This window comes from Pseudodesulfovibrio sediminis (assembly GCF_020886695.1).
In the GTDB taxonomy this organism is placed as follows: Bacteria; Desulfobacterota; Desulfovibrionia; order Desulfovibrionales; family Desulfovibrionaceae; genus Pseudodesulfovibrio; species Pseudodesulfovibrio sediminis.
The window spans coordinates 3590385-3606593 of the sequence record NZ_AP024485.1; the positions used below are offsets into that span (position 1 = coordinate 3590385).

At 55.4% G+C, this 16209-nt stretch carries 13 protein-coding genes; 3 read left to right on the forward strand and 10 right to left on the reverse strand.

Features of this window, described 5'->3' with window-relative positions; all coding sequences use genetic code 11:
* The first annotated feature begins 86 nt into the window (after positions 1-86).
* Complete coding sequence (locus SRBAKS_RS16895; protein ID WP_229592063.1) at positions 87-1010, forward strand: Gfo/Idh/MocA family protein; 924 nt, start codon at positions 87-89, stop codon at positions 1008-1010.
* Positions 1011-1067: 57 nt separating this feature from the next.
* Here SRBAKS_RS16895 and SRBAKS_RS16900 read toward each other — a convergent pair whose 3' ends face one another.
* The 5 genes from SRBAKS_RS16900 to SRBAKS_RS16920 all read right to left on the reverse strand — a co-directional run bounded on the left by SRBAKS_RS16900 (position 1068) and on the right by SRBAKS_RS16920 (position 6149).
* Positions 1068-1715 carry a BON domain-containing protein gene (locus SRBAKS_RS16900; protein WP_229592064.1) on the reverse strand — a complete coding sequence of 216 codons (648 nt, stop codon included), beginning with the start codon at positions 1713-1715 and terminating at the stop codon, positions 1068-1070.
* A gap of 60 nt (positions 1716-1775) precedes the next feature.
* On the reverse strand, positions 1776-3398 hold the full coding sequence (locus SRBAKS_RS16905; RefSeq protein WP_229592065.1) for an ArnT family glycosyltransferase: 1623 nt from the start codon (positions 3396-3398) through the stop codon (positions 1776-1778).
* Position 3399: 1 nt separating this feature from the next.
* Positions 3400-4023, reverse strand: a complete 624-nt coding sequence (locus SRBAKS_RS16910; protein ID WP_229592066.1) for a phosphatase PAP2 family protein — start codon at positions 4021-4023, stop codon at positions 3400-3402.
* 57 nt (positions 4024-4080) lie between these two features.
* Positions 4081-4269 carry a hypothetical protein gene (locus SRBAKS_RS16915; RefSeq protein WP_229592067.1) on the reverse strand — a complete coding sequence of 63 codons (189 nt, stop codon included), beginning with the start codon at positions 4267-4269 and terminating at the stop codon, positions 4081-4083.
* Between the two features lie 110 nt (positions 4270-4379).
* Positions 4380-6149, reverse strand: a complete 1770-nt coding sequence (locus SRBAKS_RS16920; RefSeq protein WP_229592068.1) for a motility associated factor glycosyltransferase family protein — start codon at positions 6147-6149, stop codon at positions 4380-4382.
* 138 nt (positions 6150-6287) lie between these two features.
* On the opposite strand from SRBAKS_RS16920, the gene SRBAKS_RS16925 reads away from it, so the two are divergent.
* Positions 6288-8567, forward strand: coding sequence for a cysteine synthase (locus SRBAKS_RS16925; protein ID WP_229592069.1), 2280 nt, complete (start codon positions 6288-6290; stop codon positions 8565-8567).
* A gap of 69 nt (positions 8568-8636) precedes the next feature.
* Here the strand turns inward: SRBAKS_RS16925 and SRBAKS_RS16930 are convergent, their stop codons facing one another.
* Positions 8637-9698, reverse strand: a complete 1062-nt coding sequence (locus tag SRBAKS_RS16930; protein WP_229592070.1) for a type I restriction endonuclease — start codon at positions 9696-9698, stop codon at positions 8637-8639.
* Positions 9699-9834: 136 nt separating this feature from the next.
* Positions 9835-10869, reverse strand: coding sequence for a peptide-methionine (R)-S-oxide reductase MsrB (gene msrB, locus SRBAKS_RS16935; protein ID WP_347339438.1), 1035 nt, complete (start codon positions 10867-10869; stop codon positions 9835-9837).
* A gap of 368 nt (positions 10870-11237) precedes the next feature.
* On the opposite strand from msrB, the gene SRBAKS_RS16940 reads away from it, so the two are divergent.
* A complete protein-coding gene (locus SRBAKS_RS16940; protein ID WP_229592071.1) occupies positions 11238-11786 on the forward strand; it encodes a hypothetical protein in 549 nt (182 codons plus the stop codon).
* A gap of 390 nt (positions 11787-12176) precedes the next feature.
* Here the strand turns inward: SRBAKS_RS16940 and SRBAKS_RS16945 are convergent, their stop codons facing one another.
* From SRBAKS_RS16945 to iorA, 3 genes are read right to left on the reverse strand one after another with little or no spacing between them, the layout of a single operon-like run.
* The gene (locus SRBAKS_RS16945) at positions 12177-13757 is read right to left on the reverse strand and encodes a sigma-54-dependent Fis family transcriptional regulator (RefSeq protein ID WP_229592072.1); all 1581 of its coding nucleotides are present in this window, start codon (positions 13755-13757) and stop codon (positions 12177-12179) included.
* A gap of 10 nt (positions 13758-13767) precedes the next feature.
* Entirely contained in the window at positions 13768-14364 is a 597-nt protein-coding gene (locus SRBAKS_RS16950) for an indolepyruvate oxidoreductase subunit beta (RefSeq protein ID WP_229592073.1), read from the reverse strand.
* Between the two features lie 2 nt (positions 14365-14366).
* Complete coding sequence (gene iorA, locus SRBAKS_RS16955; protein ID WP_229592074.1) at positions 14367-16202, reverse strand: indolepyruvate ferredoxin oxidoreductase subunit alpha; 1836 nt, start codon at positions 16200-16202, stop codon at positions 14367-14369.
* Between the last annotated feature and the right edge of the window lie 7 nt (positions 16203-16209).

Consider the following 16209-nt stretch of genomic DNA (forward strand, 5'->3'; position numbering starts at 1 on the left):
CTTGCGTTCTGGGACTCAGGGGTTGCAAACCGGGACTTTGGCGCGTAGAAAGCACTCGCAACATAAACACCGAGCGAGGTAAATATATGCTTAAAGTCGCAGTTGTCGGCCTGGGTTGGATGGGCCGAGTACATCTGAGGAACTATACCGAGATGCCTGACGTTGAAGTCGTCGGCGTCGTCGATATTGATGAAGCCATTCTCAAGGAAGTCGCTGATCAGTTCGGCGTGAAGACATTCACTTCTCTGGATGAGCTGCTTGAGAACGAGCTGGATGCCATGTCTATCTGCGTGCCCACCAGCCTGCACCACGAGGTCGGTCTCAAGGTCATGGACAAGTCGATCAACGCCATCATCGAAAAGCCCCTGGCTGTCACCTCCCAGGAGGGAGAAGACCTGGTCGCCAAGGCCAAGGAAAAGGGCGTGGCTCTCATGGTCGGCCATGTGGAGCGCTACAACCCCGCTGTTTCCAGAGTCAAGGAGCTGATGGGCTCTGATGATGTCATCTCCATCCAGATCGAGCGCGTGGGACCGTACCCGCCCCGTATTCAGGATGTCGGCGTCATCAAGGATCTGGGCGCTCACGATGTCGACCTGATCCGGTTCCTGACCGGTTCCGAGTTCAAGTCCGTGTACGCCGTATCCTCCAGCACCTTGGGCAAGCACGAGGACTCCGCGCTTATTACCGCAGAGATGGAAAACGGCGTGCTCGCCAATATCACCACCAACTGGGTGACTCCGTACAAGGCCCGCAATATCAACGTGGCCTGTGAGTCCAAGTACATCAAGGCCAACCTGATTACGCAGGAAGTCAAGGAATACTCCGCGTTCTCCTCGTACGACCAGTCGTACTCAGTGCGCGAGTGGCCCCTGATGTTCCGTGAGCCGGTCAAGGCCGAGCTGACCGAATTCCTGACCGCGCTGCGTGAAGGTACCCCGGTGCCCATTACCGGTGAAGACGGACTTGAAGTGCTCAAGACCTTTGACAAGATTTTCGAGTGCGCCTGCTAGCACCGAATCAGTATACAAGAAAAAGACCCTGTCTCCATGAGGCAGGGTCTTTTTGTATCATTCGTTGACAGCGAGTGTGTCTGTGGTTGTCGGTTGATCCGGTGGGGCCGCAACGTGGATATAGTCGACCACGTCGTTGATGCCGACGACTTCAGTGGCCACGGCCACCGCCTCGGCCTGTTGGGCGTATGTGTCAGCCTTGCCTATGAGGATGGCGTCACTCTGGATGACTTCGACCCTCAGATCCAGGCATTGGAGATGTTCGATCTTTTCCAGTCGGATATTCAGTTCGGTTTGGAGCCGAAGGTCATTGCCCGCCTGATTGGGGGAGTTGGGTGGATAGAATTTGCAGGTGATCGCCCTGACGCCGGAGACGGATGAAGCCGTGTCGATGGCGTAGTCTGCATGGGCGCGGTCCTTGAGGCTGCCTATGAGATAGGCGTTGCCGTCGATGATGTGGGCGCTGACCGGGATGTTGTTCATGCGGAGTCGTTCGCGTAGCCGGCGTTCCATGATTTTGTCCTGAGCATAGGTACGCTGGCCGCCTTCCACGGAATAGCGGGGGAGGTATTCATCGGCCAATACGACGGTGTCATATCCGGTCCATACGCTGCCCGCTACCTGGACGGCAGGGTACAGTGCACATCCACCCAGCAGGGCAATGGCCAGAACGGCAGAAATCGTATGAGATGATATGTTGCCCATAATTACTCGGAGAGTATAATAGAATGTCTAGATATTGTCTAATCCATACCGAGGGGCAGATCAATCCTTTATGAGGATATTATGGACAATGCCTGCGATGGATTGTTGGTCCACCAGTTTGAACTCGGGCAGGCGGCTTTTGAGGTCTTTCCAATGCCGTTCTCGGATGGCGAGAACAACCTTGTCTTCTTTGGCCATCATGTCCGTCAGTTCGGGATATTTGTCCGTTTCCCTGTACTCGACACCCGCGTAGTAGGTGAAGATACCGGGATAGACCCGACCGGCGAACGGCGTATATCCCTTGTCCACATATTCCTTGATTATCAGCGCCTGTCTTTTGGGGCTCATGGCATTGTCCAGTGACGGGGCGACCAGCAGGCCCACAGGGTAGATCCAGATGATCACGGCCAGGGTCAGTGTGATGAGACTGGTGCGGTATCCGCTCGTGCGCAGGAACAGCATGGTGCCGCCGCCCAGGATGAGCAGGGCCGCAGCGATACCCATGCCGCGGACAGGGACGGGCAGCGGGATCAGATCGCCTGCCAGGAGCAGGCCGGTTCCGGCCACGATCCACAGGCCGCCGATGAGCGTCCACAATTTCCGTGTGCGCGCTTCGTCCATGGTCTGCATGGCATTGGCGATGATGATGGCCAGGGGCGGGAACATGGGCAGGATGTAAATGAGCACCTTGCCGCTCAGGGATGACAGAAAGATGAACGTGGAGGCGAACATGATCCACAGGAAGGCCGTGGGACCGGCTTGTCGGCGCGTGGACCACAGCGATGCCCAGTGACCGGGCGAAAAGAGGCGTTTGACCGGCGCGACAAACAGGCTCAGGGTCCAGGGCATCCAGGCCAGGGGGAAGGCAATGATGTAATAGTAGAACGCTTCCCTGTGGTGAAAGGTCTTGGTGGCGCGCTGGATGATCTGTTTGCCGAGAACGGTTTTCATGAGGAAGTCCGAGCCTTCGGTCATGATCACGCCGCCCACCCATGCGGCGAGCATGGCGAGCATCAGCAGCAGGCCGAGAGCCATCCTGCTGGTCAGGAATTTCTTGAGTTCACCCTTCCACGCTAGAAAAACGCCGGAGGTTAACAGCGGAAAGATGAAGCCGAGCGGTCCCTTGATCAGCGTGGCGATGCCCATGAGTGCAAAGGCGTGGACCGGCCACCAGCCTTGTTTTTCGCCATTGAATGCGCGGAACAGGCAGGCGTGGCTGAGGAGGATGAACGTGCCGAACATGAGGTCCATACGCGAGTAGTGGAACAGGGCCACGAGCATGAACGTGGAGAGCAGGATCAGCACTGAAGCCAGGCTGACCGCCTTGTCGCATTGCAGCGAACGGGCCAGAAAGTAGGCCGCATACAGGAAGAACAGGCCGGACAACGCCGCGCCCAGCATGAACACCTCCGGCATATGTGCCGGGGTGATGGTGTCCAGCAGCCAGAGGAACCAGAAGTACACCGGCGGCTTATCGGGATAGGGCTGTCCGTTGAGGGAGAGTACCATCCATTTGCCGTTGAGAACGAGGTTCTGGTAGGCGTTGCCATAACGCACTTCGTCCGAAAACCAGAGGGCGCGATTGCCCAACGTGAACCATGTCTGGGCAAAGACGGCCAGGGTCATGGTCAGCCAGGGGTGGGCCTCAAGACGTTTCCAGATATTCTTGGCAAGTATGGTCATGTTATCCCTTCCGGGTAAAAATCGAGGTGGAGGCGATGACGGTGGTGGCCAGTCCGCCCATGCTGCCGAGCAGCCAGCCGAAAAAGACATCGGATGGATGATGCCATCCGAGATAGACGCGGGAGAATCCCACCAGTCCGATGAACAGGCTCATGAGTACTGTCAGCCATATTTTGTCGATACGCAGGGAGAGCGGCAGGGACCATCCTATGATCTCCGTGGTATGGCCAGAGGGCAGGGAGTGCTGTGAGGCGCGAGTTGTCAGCGGGTCGAACCAGAGGCCCTGGCCCGGTCTGGGGCGCCCGATAAAGGATTTGAGGAAATGGACGGCCAGTCCGGCTACCACACCCTGACAGACGAGCAGGATGAGGATGAAGCGCACCCGGTCGCGGTCGCCCGATCTCCAGGCCGTCAGCAGCATGACCGCATAGACGCCGTAGAAGAGGGGGTTGCTCCAGTCCGTAACAACTTGCATGAAAGATCGGAGGGCCGGATGCAGCAAACGATGGTCTTTGAAATAGATGGCCACGTCCCCTTCGGAACTGAAGCCGAACCAGAGTATGGCCAGCAGAATGAGTAAGGGGGCGGAAAAGATCGCCCAATGTGTCAGGGAGCGTGTGTGCATGCGGATTTTATAGGGTATACGGGCCGATGGAGCAAGCTTCGGCGGTCGGTGAAAGGATTACTCTTGGGTGTCTGGGAACTTTTTATGGGTATATCTGGCCCAGACTTCGGGGCTGGCGTTCAACTCCGTGAGGATCTCCGTGATGTCTCTGCCTTCCTGCTTCCAGTATTTGTACGTGTTGTCCGCACATTCAAAAGGGATGATCAGGGTGCCGTCTTCGGTCAGGTAGGGTTTTGTTTCGTCCATGGCGTGGGACTCTCTCACGGTTCGGCCTGAACTTCAAGGGGGCACGAGGGCGCAAAGAAAAATCCCCTGACAGGCAGGGGATTTATCCAGTTAAGGCGCGGCGTTGGCCGTTAGGCCGCTGCCTTTTTTTTGAGATTGACGCAGACCTTGCGGTCCACTTCACGAATTTTTTTCAGAATCTGCTTGGCGATGCGCTTGAATTCGCTGAGATCCTTGGGCTCGTACTCGAACTTCGCCTTGGTCAGCCCTGCCAGATCAATGGATTCGTTGAACAGGTAGGGCATGTAGAGCGGGTCCTGCTTGATGAAGAGGGCCAGCTTGTCCATGGCTTCGTGGATTTTCTGCTGGTTTCCTTTCACGTCTTTGAAGAGCTTGCCCAGATATTTTTCGGCATTGCGCATGGACGTGGTCCACATGGGCGAGCGTGGTTCCAGAAGGATGGGGGCGACATTGCCGCGACAGGCCAACAGGTCGGTCATGAATCTGTCCACGCTGCCGGGAGCCGACGCCAGGATACCCTGGTTGTATGCGGTCTTGATATCCACGGGCTTGGTGCCTTCAATGGGGACACCGCCGCCGTAGAGGTTGTATACCGGGAAGGCCGCGTCCTTGAGATCCTGTTCCAGTTCGCGTTTGGCGGTCATGTATTGGACCGTGGTCAGAATTTCCTCACCGTCCATGTTCCTGGTGGTCTGGTGGAAGGAGCGGCGCTTCATGCTGGTGGAGTGGTGATGGTGGCCGCCCGCATGGGACTGGCCGTTCAGCCATGCGTAATCCTGACCGGCCAGCAGCAGATGATTTACACCGCAGCGGCGCAGGAAGCGCGACAGGGTGACGGAGACGTTACCGCCCGCATCAATGACCATATCCCGTTCCTTGAACACGAAGGTACCGATACCGCCGATGGTCCATAGTGGCAGAGTGGGGCCGGGGTATCGCTTGAGCACCATGGGGTCTATTTTGGTGGAATAGATGAGCGGGACATCCTTGATGAAATCGGGGTCGAGCTGATCAAAAATCTTGAGCATGGACCCGTCATAGTCGATAGCCGCGCACAGGTGCGGCTTGAGACCGACTTTCTGGAGCGAGGGCACTGTCTGGAGGGCGCATGTATAAAGGACATGCCCCTGATTTTCCTTGAGCTTGGGGGCCATCTCTTCAAGGCTTGGCCCGGCGCCGAGGATAACCGCGCCCACGCCGCGGCCTTTGCCCTCCATGGGCAACAGACTGCCGTCACTCATGGCGTGTTTGAAATTGTTGATCTCGTTGGAGACCATGACATCCTGACGGAAGCGCAGGGTGGACAGCTCCAGAGAGAAGTTTTCAAGCTTGTTCCTGATGTGCGTGGCCCACTGTGCATACTCCGGTCCCAACTGGCGGCTGGGGATATCGCTCTTCAGGTGGATCTGTCCGTAGATGAACTGGAGGTCGAGGTTGCGGATGACCTCGGCAACAAACCGTTCGTCCGGGACCAGAATGTGAAATTTCTTGGCTTCGAACCAGGGGCGGTAGTCGGTCTGTCCCAGACAGGCGAGGACCATCTCGGGCCGGGGTTCCATGAGCATGACCTTGTGCGTGTCCGGGGTGTTGGACAGCAGGTGATTGACGCCGTAGCCGAGGTTTGCGCCGACAATGAAGGTGGCCGAGGTCTTGGCTTTTTCTTCGTGCAGCCAGTTGGCATACAGCCCCTCGGGCGGCAGGGATTCAAGCATGCCCTTGCCGGTCTCCATGCGCCAGTCAAGGATGCCGAAGTTGTTGACGAAGAGGTTCTCCATCAGTTTTTCTTCTTGGAAATCACGTTCGGAGAGCCACTGAAAAATTGGGTTTCCAGTGCGTTGCAGGTACTCGATGTTGTCTTTCAAAAACGGGTATGGGGTCATGGTGGTCCTCGTAGTGCTCAAAAAATGGACGGTCCTGCGAAAGAATTGCATGTTGTATGCCAGTTGCGCACAAATCTGTTTTGCCATACGGTGCGATCACAATCAAATAACTCTCATTCCTGCTATCATGGTGAAATAATGAATAAAGATTTGCTCGCGCTTATCGGCAACACGCCGCTGGTGGAGATCAGGCACATGAATCCGAACCCGAACGTCACGATTCTGGCGAAGATCGAGTGCCAGAATCCCGGCGGTTCCATCAAGGATCGTGTGGCCGCCGCCATGATTCAGGCTGCCGAAGACTCGGGCGAACTGACCAAAGACAAAATCATTATTGAGGCCACATCCGGCAATACCGGCGTGGGACTGGCCATGGTCGCCGCCATCAAGGGCTACCGCATCAAGCTGCTCATGCCGGAGACGGCATCCGAAGAGCGCAAGATGATCATGGCCGCATACGGTGCCGAGCTGGAGCTGACCCCCGGCCATTTGTCCACGGACGGAGCCATCGAGCAGGCCTACCGCTATGCCCGCGAAGAGCCGGGCACATATGTCCTCATGGATCAGTTTAACAATCCTGCTTCCATCGACGCCCATTATAATGGAACCGGCCTCGAAATCTGGAATCAGACCAATGGCTCCGTGACCCACTGCGTCATGACGCTGGGCACCTCGGGCACGGCCATGGGCATTGCCAAGCGGCTGCATGAAATGGGCGATGTGCATGTGGCGGCCGTGGAGCCATACGCGGGTCACAAGATTCAGGGTCTCAAGAATATGCTTGAATCCTATCCTCCCGGTATTTATGACAAGAATAATCTCGATGAGATTCTGCATATCGATGACGACGCCGCTTTCGAGAATTGCCGCAGGCTGGCCCGTGAAGAGGGTATCTTTGCCGGGATGAGTTCCGGCGCGGCCATTGGTGGAGCACTGCAACTGGCCGAGCGGCTGGATTCCGGCCTGATTGTTACCGTGTTCCCGGATTCGGGCGAGCGGTATCTGTCCACCCATTTGTACCGGCCGCAGCCAGGGTCGGGCATGACTATTTTTGACATGGCCTCCAATCAGGACAAAATGCTCAGCACCGGGGCCGGATTCGGGCTCTACTGCATGGGGCCGAACCTGGATAATCTGGACGGTCTTGATTCATGGCGGCGCGTGGTGCTGCTCGATGTCCTGACCCGTCATCTGGCGTCACGCGGCACCGCTCTCGATGCTGCCGTGGGGCTGACCGACATGGACGACCGCACTTTGGCTGCAGCCCGCGAGGGCAATGTCAGCCGCGAGGCCTTTGCGGAAGAAATGCGTGACAACGTGCTGCAACGCGCCAGGGAGATGGGCATTGCGGACACGATTGCGTTTCCACTTTCCTCGGCCAGCAACGAGGGCTCGCTGGAGCTGTGCCGTAAGCTTATGGGCAAAGGGCTGGCCTATGAAAAACTCCGGAGCGTCTATTTCGACGTGTTCCGCGACAAGCGATACGGCGAGATCGGTACCGTGGACATGGACAAGGTCTCCGGTGGCCGTACCGTGGACCTCAACGCCTATGTCAAAGACAACCCGCTTGATTTCACTCTGTTGAAACGGGCCACGCTCCTTGATCTGAAACGGGGCGAGGTGCTGGAAACCCAGTGGGGCAACGTGCGCCCGAGCTGGTTTCTGCAACATGCGGCCACGGCGCTCGATGCCCTGCCGCGCATTGATGTGATGATCGGTTCGGACAAGCACCGCTTCCCGCATTTGGAAAATCTCCGCGCCATCTGGAGCACGGCCGGCCGCGAACTTCAGGTCTGGATGGTGGCCCAACAGGCCACGGACACGGAAGAGGGCAACCTGACCACCGTGGCCGAAAGCCTCGGCGGCTACCGCGCCGCGCGTCTCTGGCTCCTGTCCGTTGCCAGCCGCAAACCGTTGTGCGCCTCTGCCGAAACCCTGTCCATGTGGGCCAGAAACTGGCGCAAGGTACAGGAAGGCGCGGCCACTCTGACTCTCGCTCTGGACGCCAAGGGCGATATCATTTCTCCTGACGTGGAGCAGGCTGTCTTCGACCTCAAGGCAGGCTTCAAAACCGCCATGGACGACGGCCTCAAATTCCACCATTTCTGGCCGGTCCTCTTCAGATTTACCAAACAAGTCAACGGCTGGGCCGCAGACGGCTCCCTCACCGGAGCCGCCGCCAAATCCTGCCATGAAGAACTGACGGCCATAGACACGGTCCTCGGTATCCTCGACCCAACCCAGATGCCCATCCCCCTGAGCGACCTCCCAGACGAAGTCCAAGGCATGGTCGCCGACCGCCAAAAGGCTCGGGAAGCAAAAGACTTCGCCATGTCGGACGAGCTGCGGGACCAAATAGCCGAAGCCGGATTCAGAGTAGAAGACACCGGTGGAGTACCAAGAGTATTTAATGCGTAGATTGAATTGAGATATTGAAAGCAAAAGGCCGCCCGTGAGGGCGGCCTTTCTGTTTAGTAGAGGAGGATTTTATTCATAGAAGCTTGGAATAACTCGAAGCCGATCAGCATAATTATAAATATCGTTGAGACTTTGAAGAGGGACTCTTTCTTCATTTTTATTTTTGTCGGTAATAATCCCAAGGTAGTATTGAGATGTATTGAAATGAAGACGACATAAGGGTTTCCGGTTGTTGTCGTCCAAAAGGATACCACAGTAGCTAAGTGTATCCCTCATAATAACTCGTTCAGGGTCGACAATTTTTCTCATTATTGCTTTTATAATAAAATAACCATCACGTTCGTCATCCGTCGTTTTAATTTTGGGTTTATTGTCTGCGCTAATATCTACTGTTTTTTCTATCTCATCAGTTGGTTCTTCAATCATTGCATTTTTTAAACGGTCGTTAATTGCATCATTGATATAGAGCTTCATCGCTTTTCTGACGAGTTCTGCAAACTTCTCTTTAACTGCTGGCATAAGTTTCCCAGAGTATACTTGGGAAGCAAAATGTCGAATAAATTCATCTGATGGAATTTGGCTTTCTTTGACAAGAATCTTTTTGATTGCACGTGTATATTTGAGTTCACTAGCAGCAGAGAGTGTTTGTTCTATGTTGAAATGAGGTTTACTTATTTTTTTAAGTTCAGGGACTAGGCTTTCTTCAAGTGATTTAAAATTAAAAACCATGAATGGTTTTTCATCCATGAGATTTGCCCGGTCTAAATCAGTGAAGAACTGATATTGAATACCATCTGTAAGTATTCCGATTCTGGCAGATGGTGTCACTTGAAAATATCTTTGTAATTGGGCGGCATTGCATTGAGTTAAGTTTGAATTACACGTTTTACACTCTATCAACATAATAGGATTGCCGTCTTTCATTACGGCGAAATCTACCTTTTCGCCCTTTTTAGCTCCTATATCTGCGGTATATTCAGGGAAAACTTCTTGAGGGTTGAAAGGATCATATCCCAAAGTCTGCAAGAAAGGGAGCACAAGCGCATTTTTTGTCATTTCTTCGTTTTTCAAAATGCCAGAATTTTGTTGAACACGGTCTGCTAGTGCTTGAATTTTTTCAGTGAAGTCCACGGTACATCTCCTTTGTTAATCAATTAGATATATTAAATATTCTATCGATGCAATCCCATCGTGTTTGTTTTAGGTTAAAAAAAGGGAGCCGCCCTTGCGGACAGCTCCCGATCACAGTCGGCTACTTATCAAGCGCCTATTCAAATATCTTCAGATATTCGCCGTAGCCTTCCTTTTCCAGGTCCTCCTTGGGGATGAACCGCAGGGAGGCGGAGTTGATGCAATACCGCAAACCAGTGGGTTGGGGACCATCGTTAAACACATGGCCAAGGTGCGAGTCTGCGTTCTTGCTGCGGACCTCTGTGCGGGTGCTGAACAGACTGCTGTCTTCCTTTTCCACGATATTCCCCGGCGTCAGTGGCCGTACGAAACTCGGCCAGCCTGTGCCGGACTTGAACTTGTCCTTGGAGGAAAAAAGCGGCTCGCCAGACACGATATCCACATAGATTCCTTCACGCTTGTTGTCCCAGAACTCGTTGTTGAACGGCGGCTCGGTGCCTTCCTCCTGGGTTACATCATACTGCATGGGCGTGAGCAGCGCCTTGAGTTCCTCGTCCGTAGGCTTCACGAAATGACCGCCGGGGGTCAGGTCTGCCGAACCCTTGGAGAGAATCTTGAAGGCACCGATTTCAGCGTCGTCACCCCAGGTCTTGTCCACATACTTGTCGCGGCCCGAGAAGTAGCGGTAGGTCTTGTAGCGCACGGGATTGTGCTTGTAGTAATCCTGATGATACGTCTCTGCCGGATAAAACGTCGTGAACTTGATGATCGGCGTGACCACCGGGTTTTCAAGGCGACCGGATGCATCCAACGCCTGCTTGGAGGCTTCGGCGATCTCTAACTGAGCTTCATTATGGTAGAAGATGGCCGAGGTATACTGGAACCCGCGATCGCCAAAGGAACCACCGGCGTCCGTTGGGTCGAAATGCTTCCAATAATGATCCAGCACCTGTGCATAGGTGACCTTGGTCGGATCAAAGTGGACCTGAACAGCCTCGCGATAGCCCGTACTACCGCTGGATACCTGCTCGTAGGTCGGGTCCGGTTCTTCACCACCGGCATAGCCGGACACAACTTCGATCACGCCGGGGAGCTTCTCCAGATCAGACTCCACGCACCAGAAACAGCCGCCAGCCAATGTGGCGATTTCAACGTTACTGTTTTCAGCCATGGCCTTTCCTCCGAGCATGTTGGTCGTTGAAATGAACAGTCCGCCTATGAGAAGCAGTACTCCAATTGTAAGTGACAAGGTGAACGAGCGGGTCATAGTGACCACCTCCGTTAATGAAAATGATTTTCTTTTTCATCATAGAATAAAATAGGTACCAAACGCATTGGTGTCAATGGGCGTAATCAGAATGTGTAAAAAGCAGTTTTTGGAAGCAGTTGGGTAGACACAGCCCGATATTTTTGCAAAAAAAGAGTGGATTTTTGAAAATTTTTAATGCAGATGGCAGCTTCGGTCCTGCAGACGGGATAAAAATCTGCTATCTAATCCTGACCGAGTATACATTTCGTACACACTAAGAAGGAGTTATCATGCCCAACCAGAATTTCACACTTTTCAGCGGTGGCGCTCAGGGCGCAGAAAACCAGTTCGGCAAACTGGCCGAGTACTACGGAATGTCCGAGGTGAACTATACGTTTGATGGTCATAAAATCGAACGCACTCGCGGCGTCCGTGTACTGACAGACGAAGAACTGACCCAGAAAGATGTCAGCCTGACATATGTCGCCAAGCTCCTGGGCCGCAAATTTACCAACGCTGAAAAGATGCGCAAGGTCTTGCAGACCATCATGTGGCAGGTTGAATCCAGCCATCAGATTTTTGTTGTCGGTACCATTCAGGAAGATGGAACCGTCAAGGGCGGTACCGGTTGGGGCGCAGAGTTCGCCAAGATCTGCAACAAGGAACTCTACGTTTTCGGTCAGGTGAAAAACGGCTGGTTCAAATGGGAAAAGGGCGAATGGATCACCGTGGAAGCTCCGGTCATCACCAATGCGCATTTCACCGGCACCGGCACCCGCTTCCTTGAAGACAACGGCAAGAAGGCGCTCGAAGAGTTGTTTTCCCGTTCCTTCAAATAGGGGCGGCTTCACGCATTAAAAAAGGGCGACCTCAAAGAGGCCGCCCTTTTTTAATGCGTGAAGCACACGGCTTGTGATAGCGGCGCATCTGCACATTTTTCCGGCACCGTCCGATCCTCACGTCGTCGGGGAGCGAGAGCCGCTGTTGGGTGCCTTTGGCACCCAAGTCGCTCCAATTATTGGAGAGTATGAAAAGGTAGCCAGTGCATATAGTCTTTGAGCCTGTTGCCTCTTCGGCAAACCACACTCTCGCCGACAGGCGCGACAAAAAGTTTTGGAGAGTCCAGAGAACCTTTTTCAAAAGGTTCTCTGGTCCCGCTGAAGGCGACTCCCGATAGGGCCGCCGGAGGCACAAAAAAAAGCGACCTGATGTTTCAGGTCGCTTTTGGATTAGCCTTCCAGCTTGTTTTTCATTCTCTTTTTTGACTGCGAGTATTTTTTCACGTCGATGTTGTACTTCTTCACCTTGTAGTTGACGATTCGGTACGAGACGCGTAGATCGCGGGCGCTTTGCAGCATGTTGCCGCCGGTCTTCTTGAGCGAGTCAATGAGCAGCTCCTGCTCGAACTTGGCAACGGCCTCGCCAAAGGAGAGGTTGGTGCCGGTGGCGGAGCTTTCCGCCGACTGGAGTGTGGGCGGCAGGTGGTAGGTGCGGATAACCTTTTCTTCGCAGAGCAGGACCGCGCGCTCCAGGCAGTTTTTGAGTTCACGCACGTTTCCGGGCCAGTGATACATGCTCAGCAGCTCGATGGCGGGCGTGGATATGCGTTTGACTTCCTTGCCGTATTCATCGGTGAAATCACTCAGGAAATGTTCTGCCAGGGGCAGGATGTCCTCACGGCGTTCCTTGAGTGGCGGGATGAAGATGGGGAAGACGTTGATTCGATAGTAGAGATCCTCGCGGAACAACCCTTTTTCGAGCAGCTCTTCGAGCGGCTGATGGGTGGCGCAGATGAGGCGCACGTCAACCGTGATGGTCTGCTCGGAGCCGACTCGCTGGATTTCCTTTTCCTGAATGGCCCGCAGCACCTTGGCCTGGGCATCCATGGACAGCTCGCCGATTTCATCCAGGAACAGGGTGCCCTGGTCGGCCACCTCGAACAGTCCGCGTTTGGTCTGAAAGGCGCCGGTAAAGGCTCCCTTCTGGTGACCGAACAGTTCGGACTCGATGAGTTCGGACGGCAGGGCCGCGCAGTTGAGCTTGATGAGCGGTTTGTCGGCTCTGGGGCTGGAGGAATGAATAGCCTCGGCCAGTAGCTCCTTGCCTGTGCCGGATTCGCCGCGCAACAGGGCGGTTGCCCGGCTGGGCGCCACCTGACCGGACTGCCTGAGCACCAGACGCATGGCCTTGGATGCGGCCACAAAGTCCTTGGGGGTGGGCGTTTCGGTTCCACCGGACATCAGGCCCTGTGAAAGCAGGTGGTTCTGGGTGGCCATTTCCTCCTGCAACTGGGCAACGTGGCCTGCGATGATGCCCGCGACCACTTCCAGGAACTGGCGGTGGGCGGCCATGTCGTCGGCAGGGATGAGCGGAACGTCAACAGAGAGCGCGCCAATGACTTCAATATCGTCAGTGCGCAGGTTGATGACGGGCACGCATATGAATCCAAGCTTCTTGAGTTCGTCTTCGGACCGACCGAACGCCTTGTTCAGGAACTCGGGATCATCGGAGAGTCGCGTAATGGTGATGGATTCACCGGAGTCGAACACGCGGCCGATGATACCCCGGCCAGGTGAGTAGGTGACATCATCTGTCTGGGCAGGAGAATAGGTGAGCGAGAGTTTGAGGTTCTCGGTCTTGGGGTCCATGATGACCATGAACGCCCGGACATATCCCATGTCCCTGGCCAGCAGTTTCAGCAGTTCATTCAAAGACTCCTCAAAGGGGGTGTCCTGAGTCAGTGTGTCCTGAACCAGCTTGAGCGTGTTCAGGTAACTGAGGTCAGAGGTGTCTTGTGTTGTGGTAGACATATAGCTTTCTCTAGGTGTTAAGGGCGTTAACACCAAGCTCCAGGGCTTTGAGGTTTACGGCCTGAATCTTTGCGGGAAGGTTTACCTTGATGGCTTCTTCCAATGCTTCAGGGCCAAAGGGCAGTTCGCCAGCGGCACAAAGCGCGCCGAGAATGGCGATGTTACCGGCCTGTACGGCACCGGCTTCGAGGCCGATGGCCTGACTGGCCATGAAATAGACCTTGTCGGTACATCCGGCCACGGCAGCCTTGATATCTTCGATGGTCGGGCACTCTTCCTTGCCCATGGCCACGGAGAGCGGGGGCATGAACTCGGTTGAGGAGATGATCAAACCGCCCTTTTTCAAATACGGCAATGCGCGCATGGTCTCCATTGGCTCGAAACCGACCAGAATGTCAGCTTCGCCATGGCCGAGTTTGGGGGACTTGCAGCCGATAAGCACGGTGGATTCCACCACGCCGCCACGCTGGGCCATGCCATGAATCTCACCGGAAGTGACATCAAGCCCCTGAGCGAGCACGGTCTTGGCAAGCAGGGTCGTGGCGGTCAGGGTTCCCTGTCCACCGACACCTGTCAGGAATATACGGATTTTCGGGTTGGCACTCATGATTAGCTGCCTCTCTTCTTGGCTTTGATGTGCCCGCATACCTGCAGGCAGAGCATGCAGCCGTTACACAGGATGGGGTTGACTGCTGCCTTGCCGCCTTCCTTGTACATGGCGGGACAGGCGAGACGGTCCAGACATTCAAACCGGCCGTCGCAGGTTTCGGAAACGTAGGCGACCTGCGGGGCGACTTTCTTGTACACCCTGCGGGTGTAGAGCGGGCAGGGCTCCTTGGCAATGAGGACGCGCACGCCGCTCATGTCCTTGAGTTCTTCAAAGGCGGCCAGGGTCTTCTTCTGGTTGAAGGGATTGACCGTGCGTATTTCGGTGACGCCGAGCCCTCGGACAGCGGTTTCGATGTCCAGCGGGTGGTCATTCTCTCCGATGACAGTTTTGTCCACGCCCGGGTTCGGCTGGTGGCCGGTCATGGCAGTGGTGCGATTGTCGAGGACAACCAGCAGAATGTTATGCGAGTTGAAGACCGCGTTGGCCACACCGGACAGGCCGGAGTGGAAAAAGGTGGAGTCACCGATGAAGGCGACCACGGTCTGGCCGGATGCCTGGGCGACGCCGCCACCGGCAGAGATGGACGACCCCATGCAGATGAGGAAATCCGCTGCCTGAAGCGGGGGCAGAATGCCGAGCGTGTAGCAACCGATGTCGGACGAGTAGACCGCATCGTCGCCAAAGACTTTCTTGGCGGCAAAGTATGTTCCGCGATGGGGGCAGCCCGCGCACAGGTTCGGCGGACGCATGGGCAGGGTCGGCAGAGTGCAGTCGCACTCCACAACCGGCGGCTCGCCCAGCGTTGCGCGGATGGCGTTTTCCACCAAGGTGACGGAAAACTCGCCGTGTTGCGGCAGGGTGCCCTTGCCGAGAATCTCGATGGAGAGTTCGTTCTTTTGGGCCAGGACGCGCAGATCGTTTTCGACCACGGGTTCCAGTTCCTCGACCACCAGCACCTTGGAAACGGACTTGAGGAAATCAAGACATTTGTTTTCAGGCAGAGGGTAGGGGAAACCGAGCTCCAGCACGGTGACCTTGTCGGTCAGGCCGGAATTTTCCAGTGCGTCGTTCACATAGGCGCGGGAGATGCCCGAGCAGACTATGCCGAGATCGCCGGAACCGGAGAGCGTGTTGTATTCGGATTTCTCGGCTTCAGCCTTCAGCGCTTCCATGCGCTCCATCAGAGCCAGATGCATGGGGCGGGCGAATGCCGGGATGGGCACGAATTTCGAGGGATTGCGTTTGAACCCTTCGGCCTTGCCCGGATCGGATGCTGGGCCGAATTCCACCGGTCCACGCAGATGGTTGACGCGGGTGGTGGTGCGAAGCAGGAGCGGCGCGCCGTGTTTTTTGGACAGCCGCAGACCGTCCCGGGCCATGTCCTTGGCTTCCTGTGCCGTGGCAGGCTCCAGGATAGGCATTCCGGCGAGACGTGCGTAAATACGGTTGTCCTGCTCGTTCTGGCTGGAGTGACAGCCGGGATCATCGGCGGAGAGCAGAACCAGACCACCGGGAGCGCCCACATAACAGAGGGTCATCAACGGATCGGCGGCCACGTTCACACCAACGTGTTTCATGGTGCACATGGACATGGCCCCGGCCAGGGTGGCGCCGGAAGCGACTTCCAGGGCGACCTTCTCGTTGACGGAATACTCGAAGTAGTATTTGCCTTCGGGAGAAATGCGATAAAACGTGTCGGGCACCTCGGATGAGGGTGTTCCCGGATAGCAGGATACAACCTGAATGCCTGCCTCAATTGCACCGCGCACAATGGCTTCGTTGCCGAGAAGTAGGTGAGTGTCGCCGGACTTTTCAGTCAGAAGCGGATTCGCCATAGTAGAA

Coding starts and splice junctions, on each gene's coding strand:
- SRBAKS_RS16895 (WP_229592063.1), top strand. CDS start 87: ATGCTTAAAGTCGCAGTTGTCGGCCTGGGTTGGATGGGCCGAGTACAT.
- SRBAKS_RS16900 (WP_229592064.1), bottom strand. CDS start 1,715: ATGGGCAACATATCATCTCATACGATTTCTGCCGTTCTGGCCATTGCC.
- SRBAKS_RS16905 (WP_229592065.1), bottom strand. CDS start 3,398: ATGACCATACTTGCCAAGAATATCTGGAAACGTCTTGAGGCCCACCCC.
- SRBAKS_RS16910 (WP_229592066.1), bottom strand. CDS start 4,023: ATGCACACACGCTCCCTGACACATTGGGCGATCTTTTCCGCCCCCTTA.
- SRBAKS_RS16915 (WP_229592067.1), bottom strand. CDS start 4,269: ATGGACGAAACAAAACCCTACCTGACCGAAGACGGCACCCTGATCATC.
- SRBAKS_RS16920 (WP_229592068.1), bottom strand. CDS start 6,149: ATGACCCCATACCCGTTTTTGAAAGACAACATCGAGTACCTGCAACGC.
- SRBAKS_RS16925 (WP_229592069.1), top strand. CDS start 6,288: ATGAATAAAGATTTGCTCGCGCTTATCGGCAACACGCCGCTGGTGGAG.
- msrB (WP_347339438.1), bottom strand. CDS start 10,869: ATGGCTGAAAACAGTAACGTTGAAATCGCCACATTGGCTGGCGGCTGT.
- SRBAKS_RS16940 (WP_229592071.1), top strand. CDS start 11,238: ATGCCCAACCAGAATTTCACACTTTTCAGCGGTGGCGCTCAGGGCGCA.
- SRBAKS_RS16945 (WP_229592072.1), bottom strand. CDS start 13,757: ATGTCTACCACAACACAAGACACCTCTGACCTCAGTTACCTGAACACG.
- SRBAKS_RS16950 (WP_229592073.1), bottom strand. CDS start 14,364: ATGAGTGCCAACCCGAAAATCCGTATATTCCTGACAGGTGTCGGTGGA.
- iorA (WP_229592074.1), bottom strand. CDS start 16,202: ATGGCGAATCCGCTTCTGACTGAAAAGTCCGGCGACACTCACCTACTT.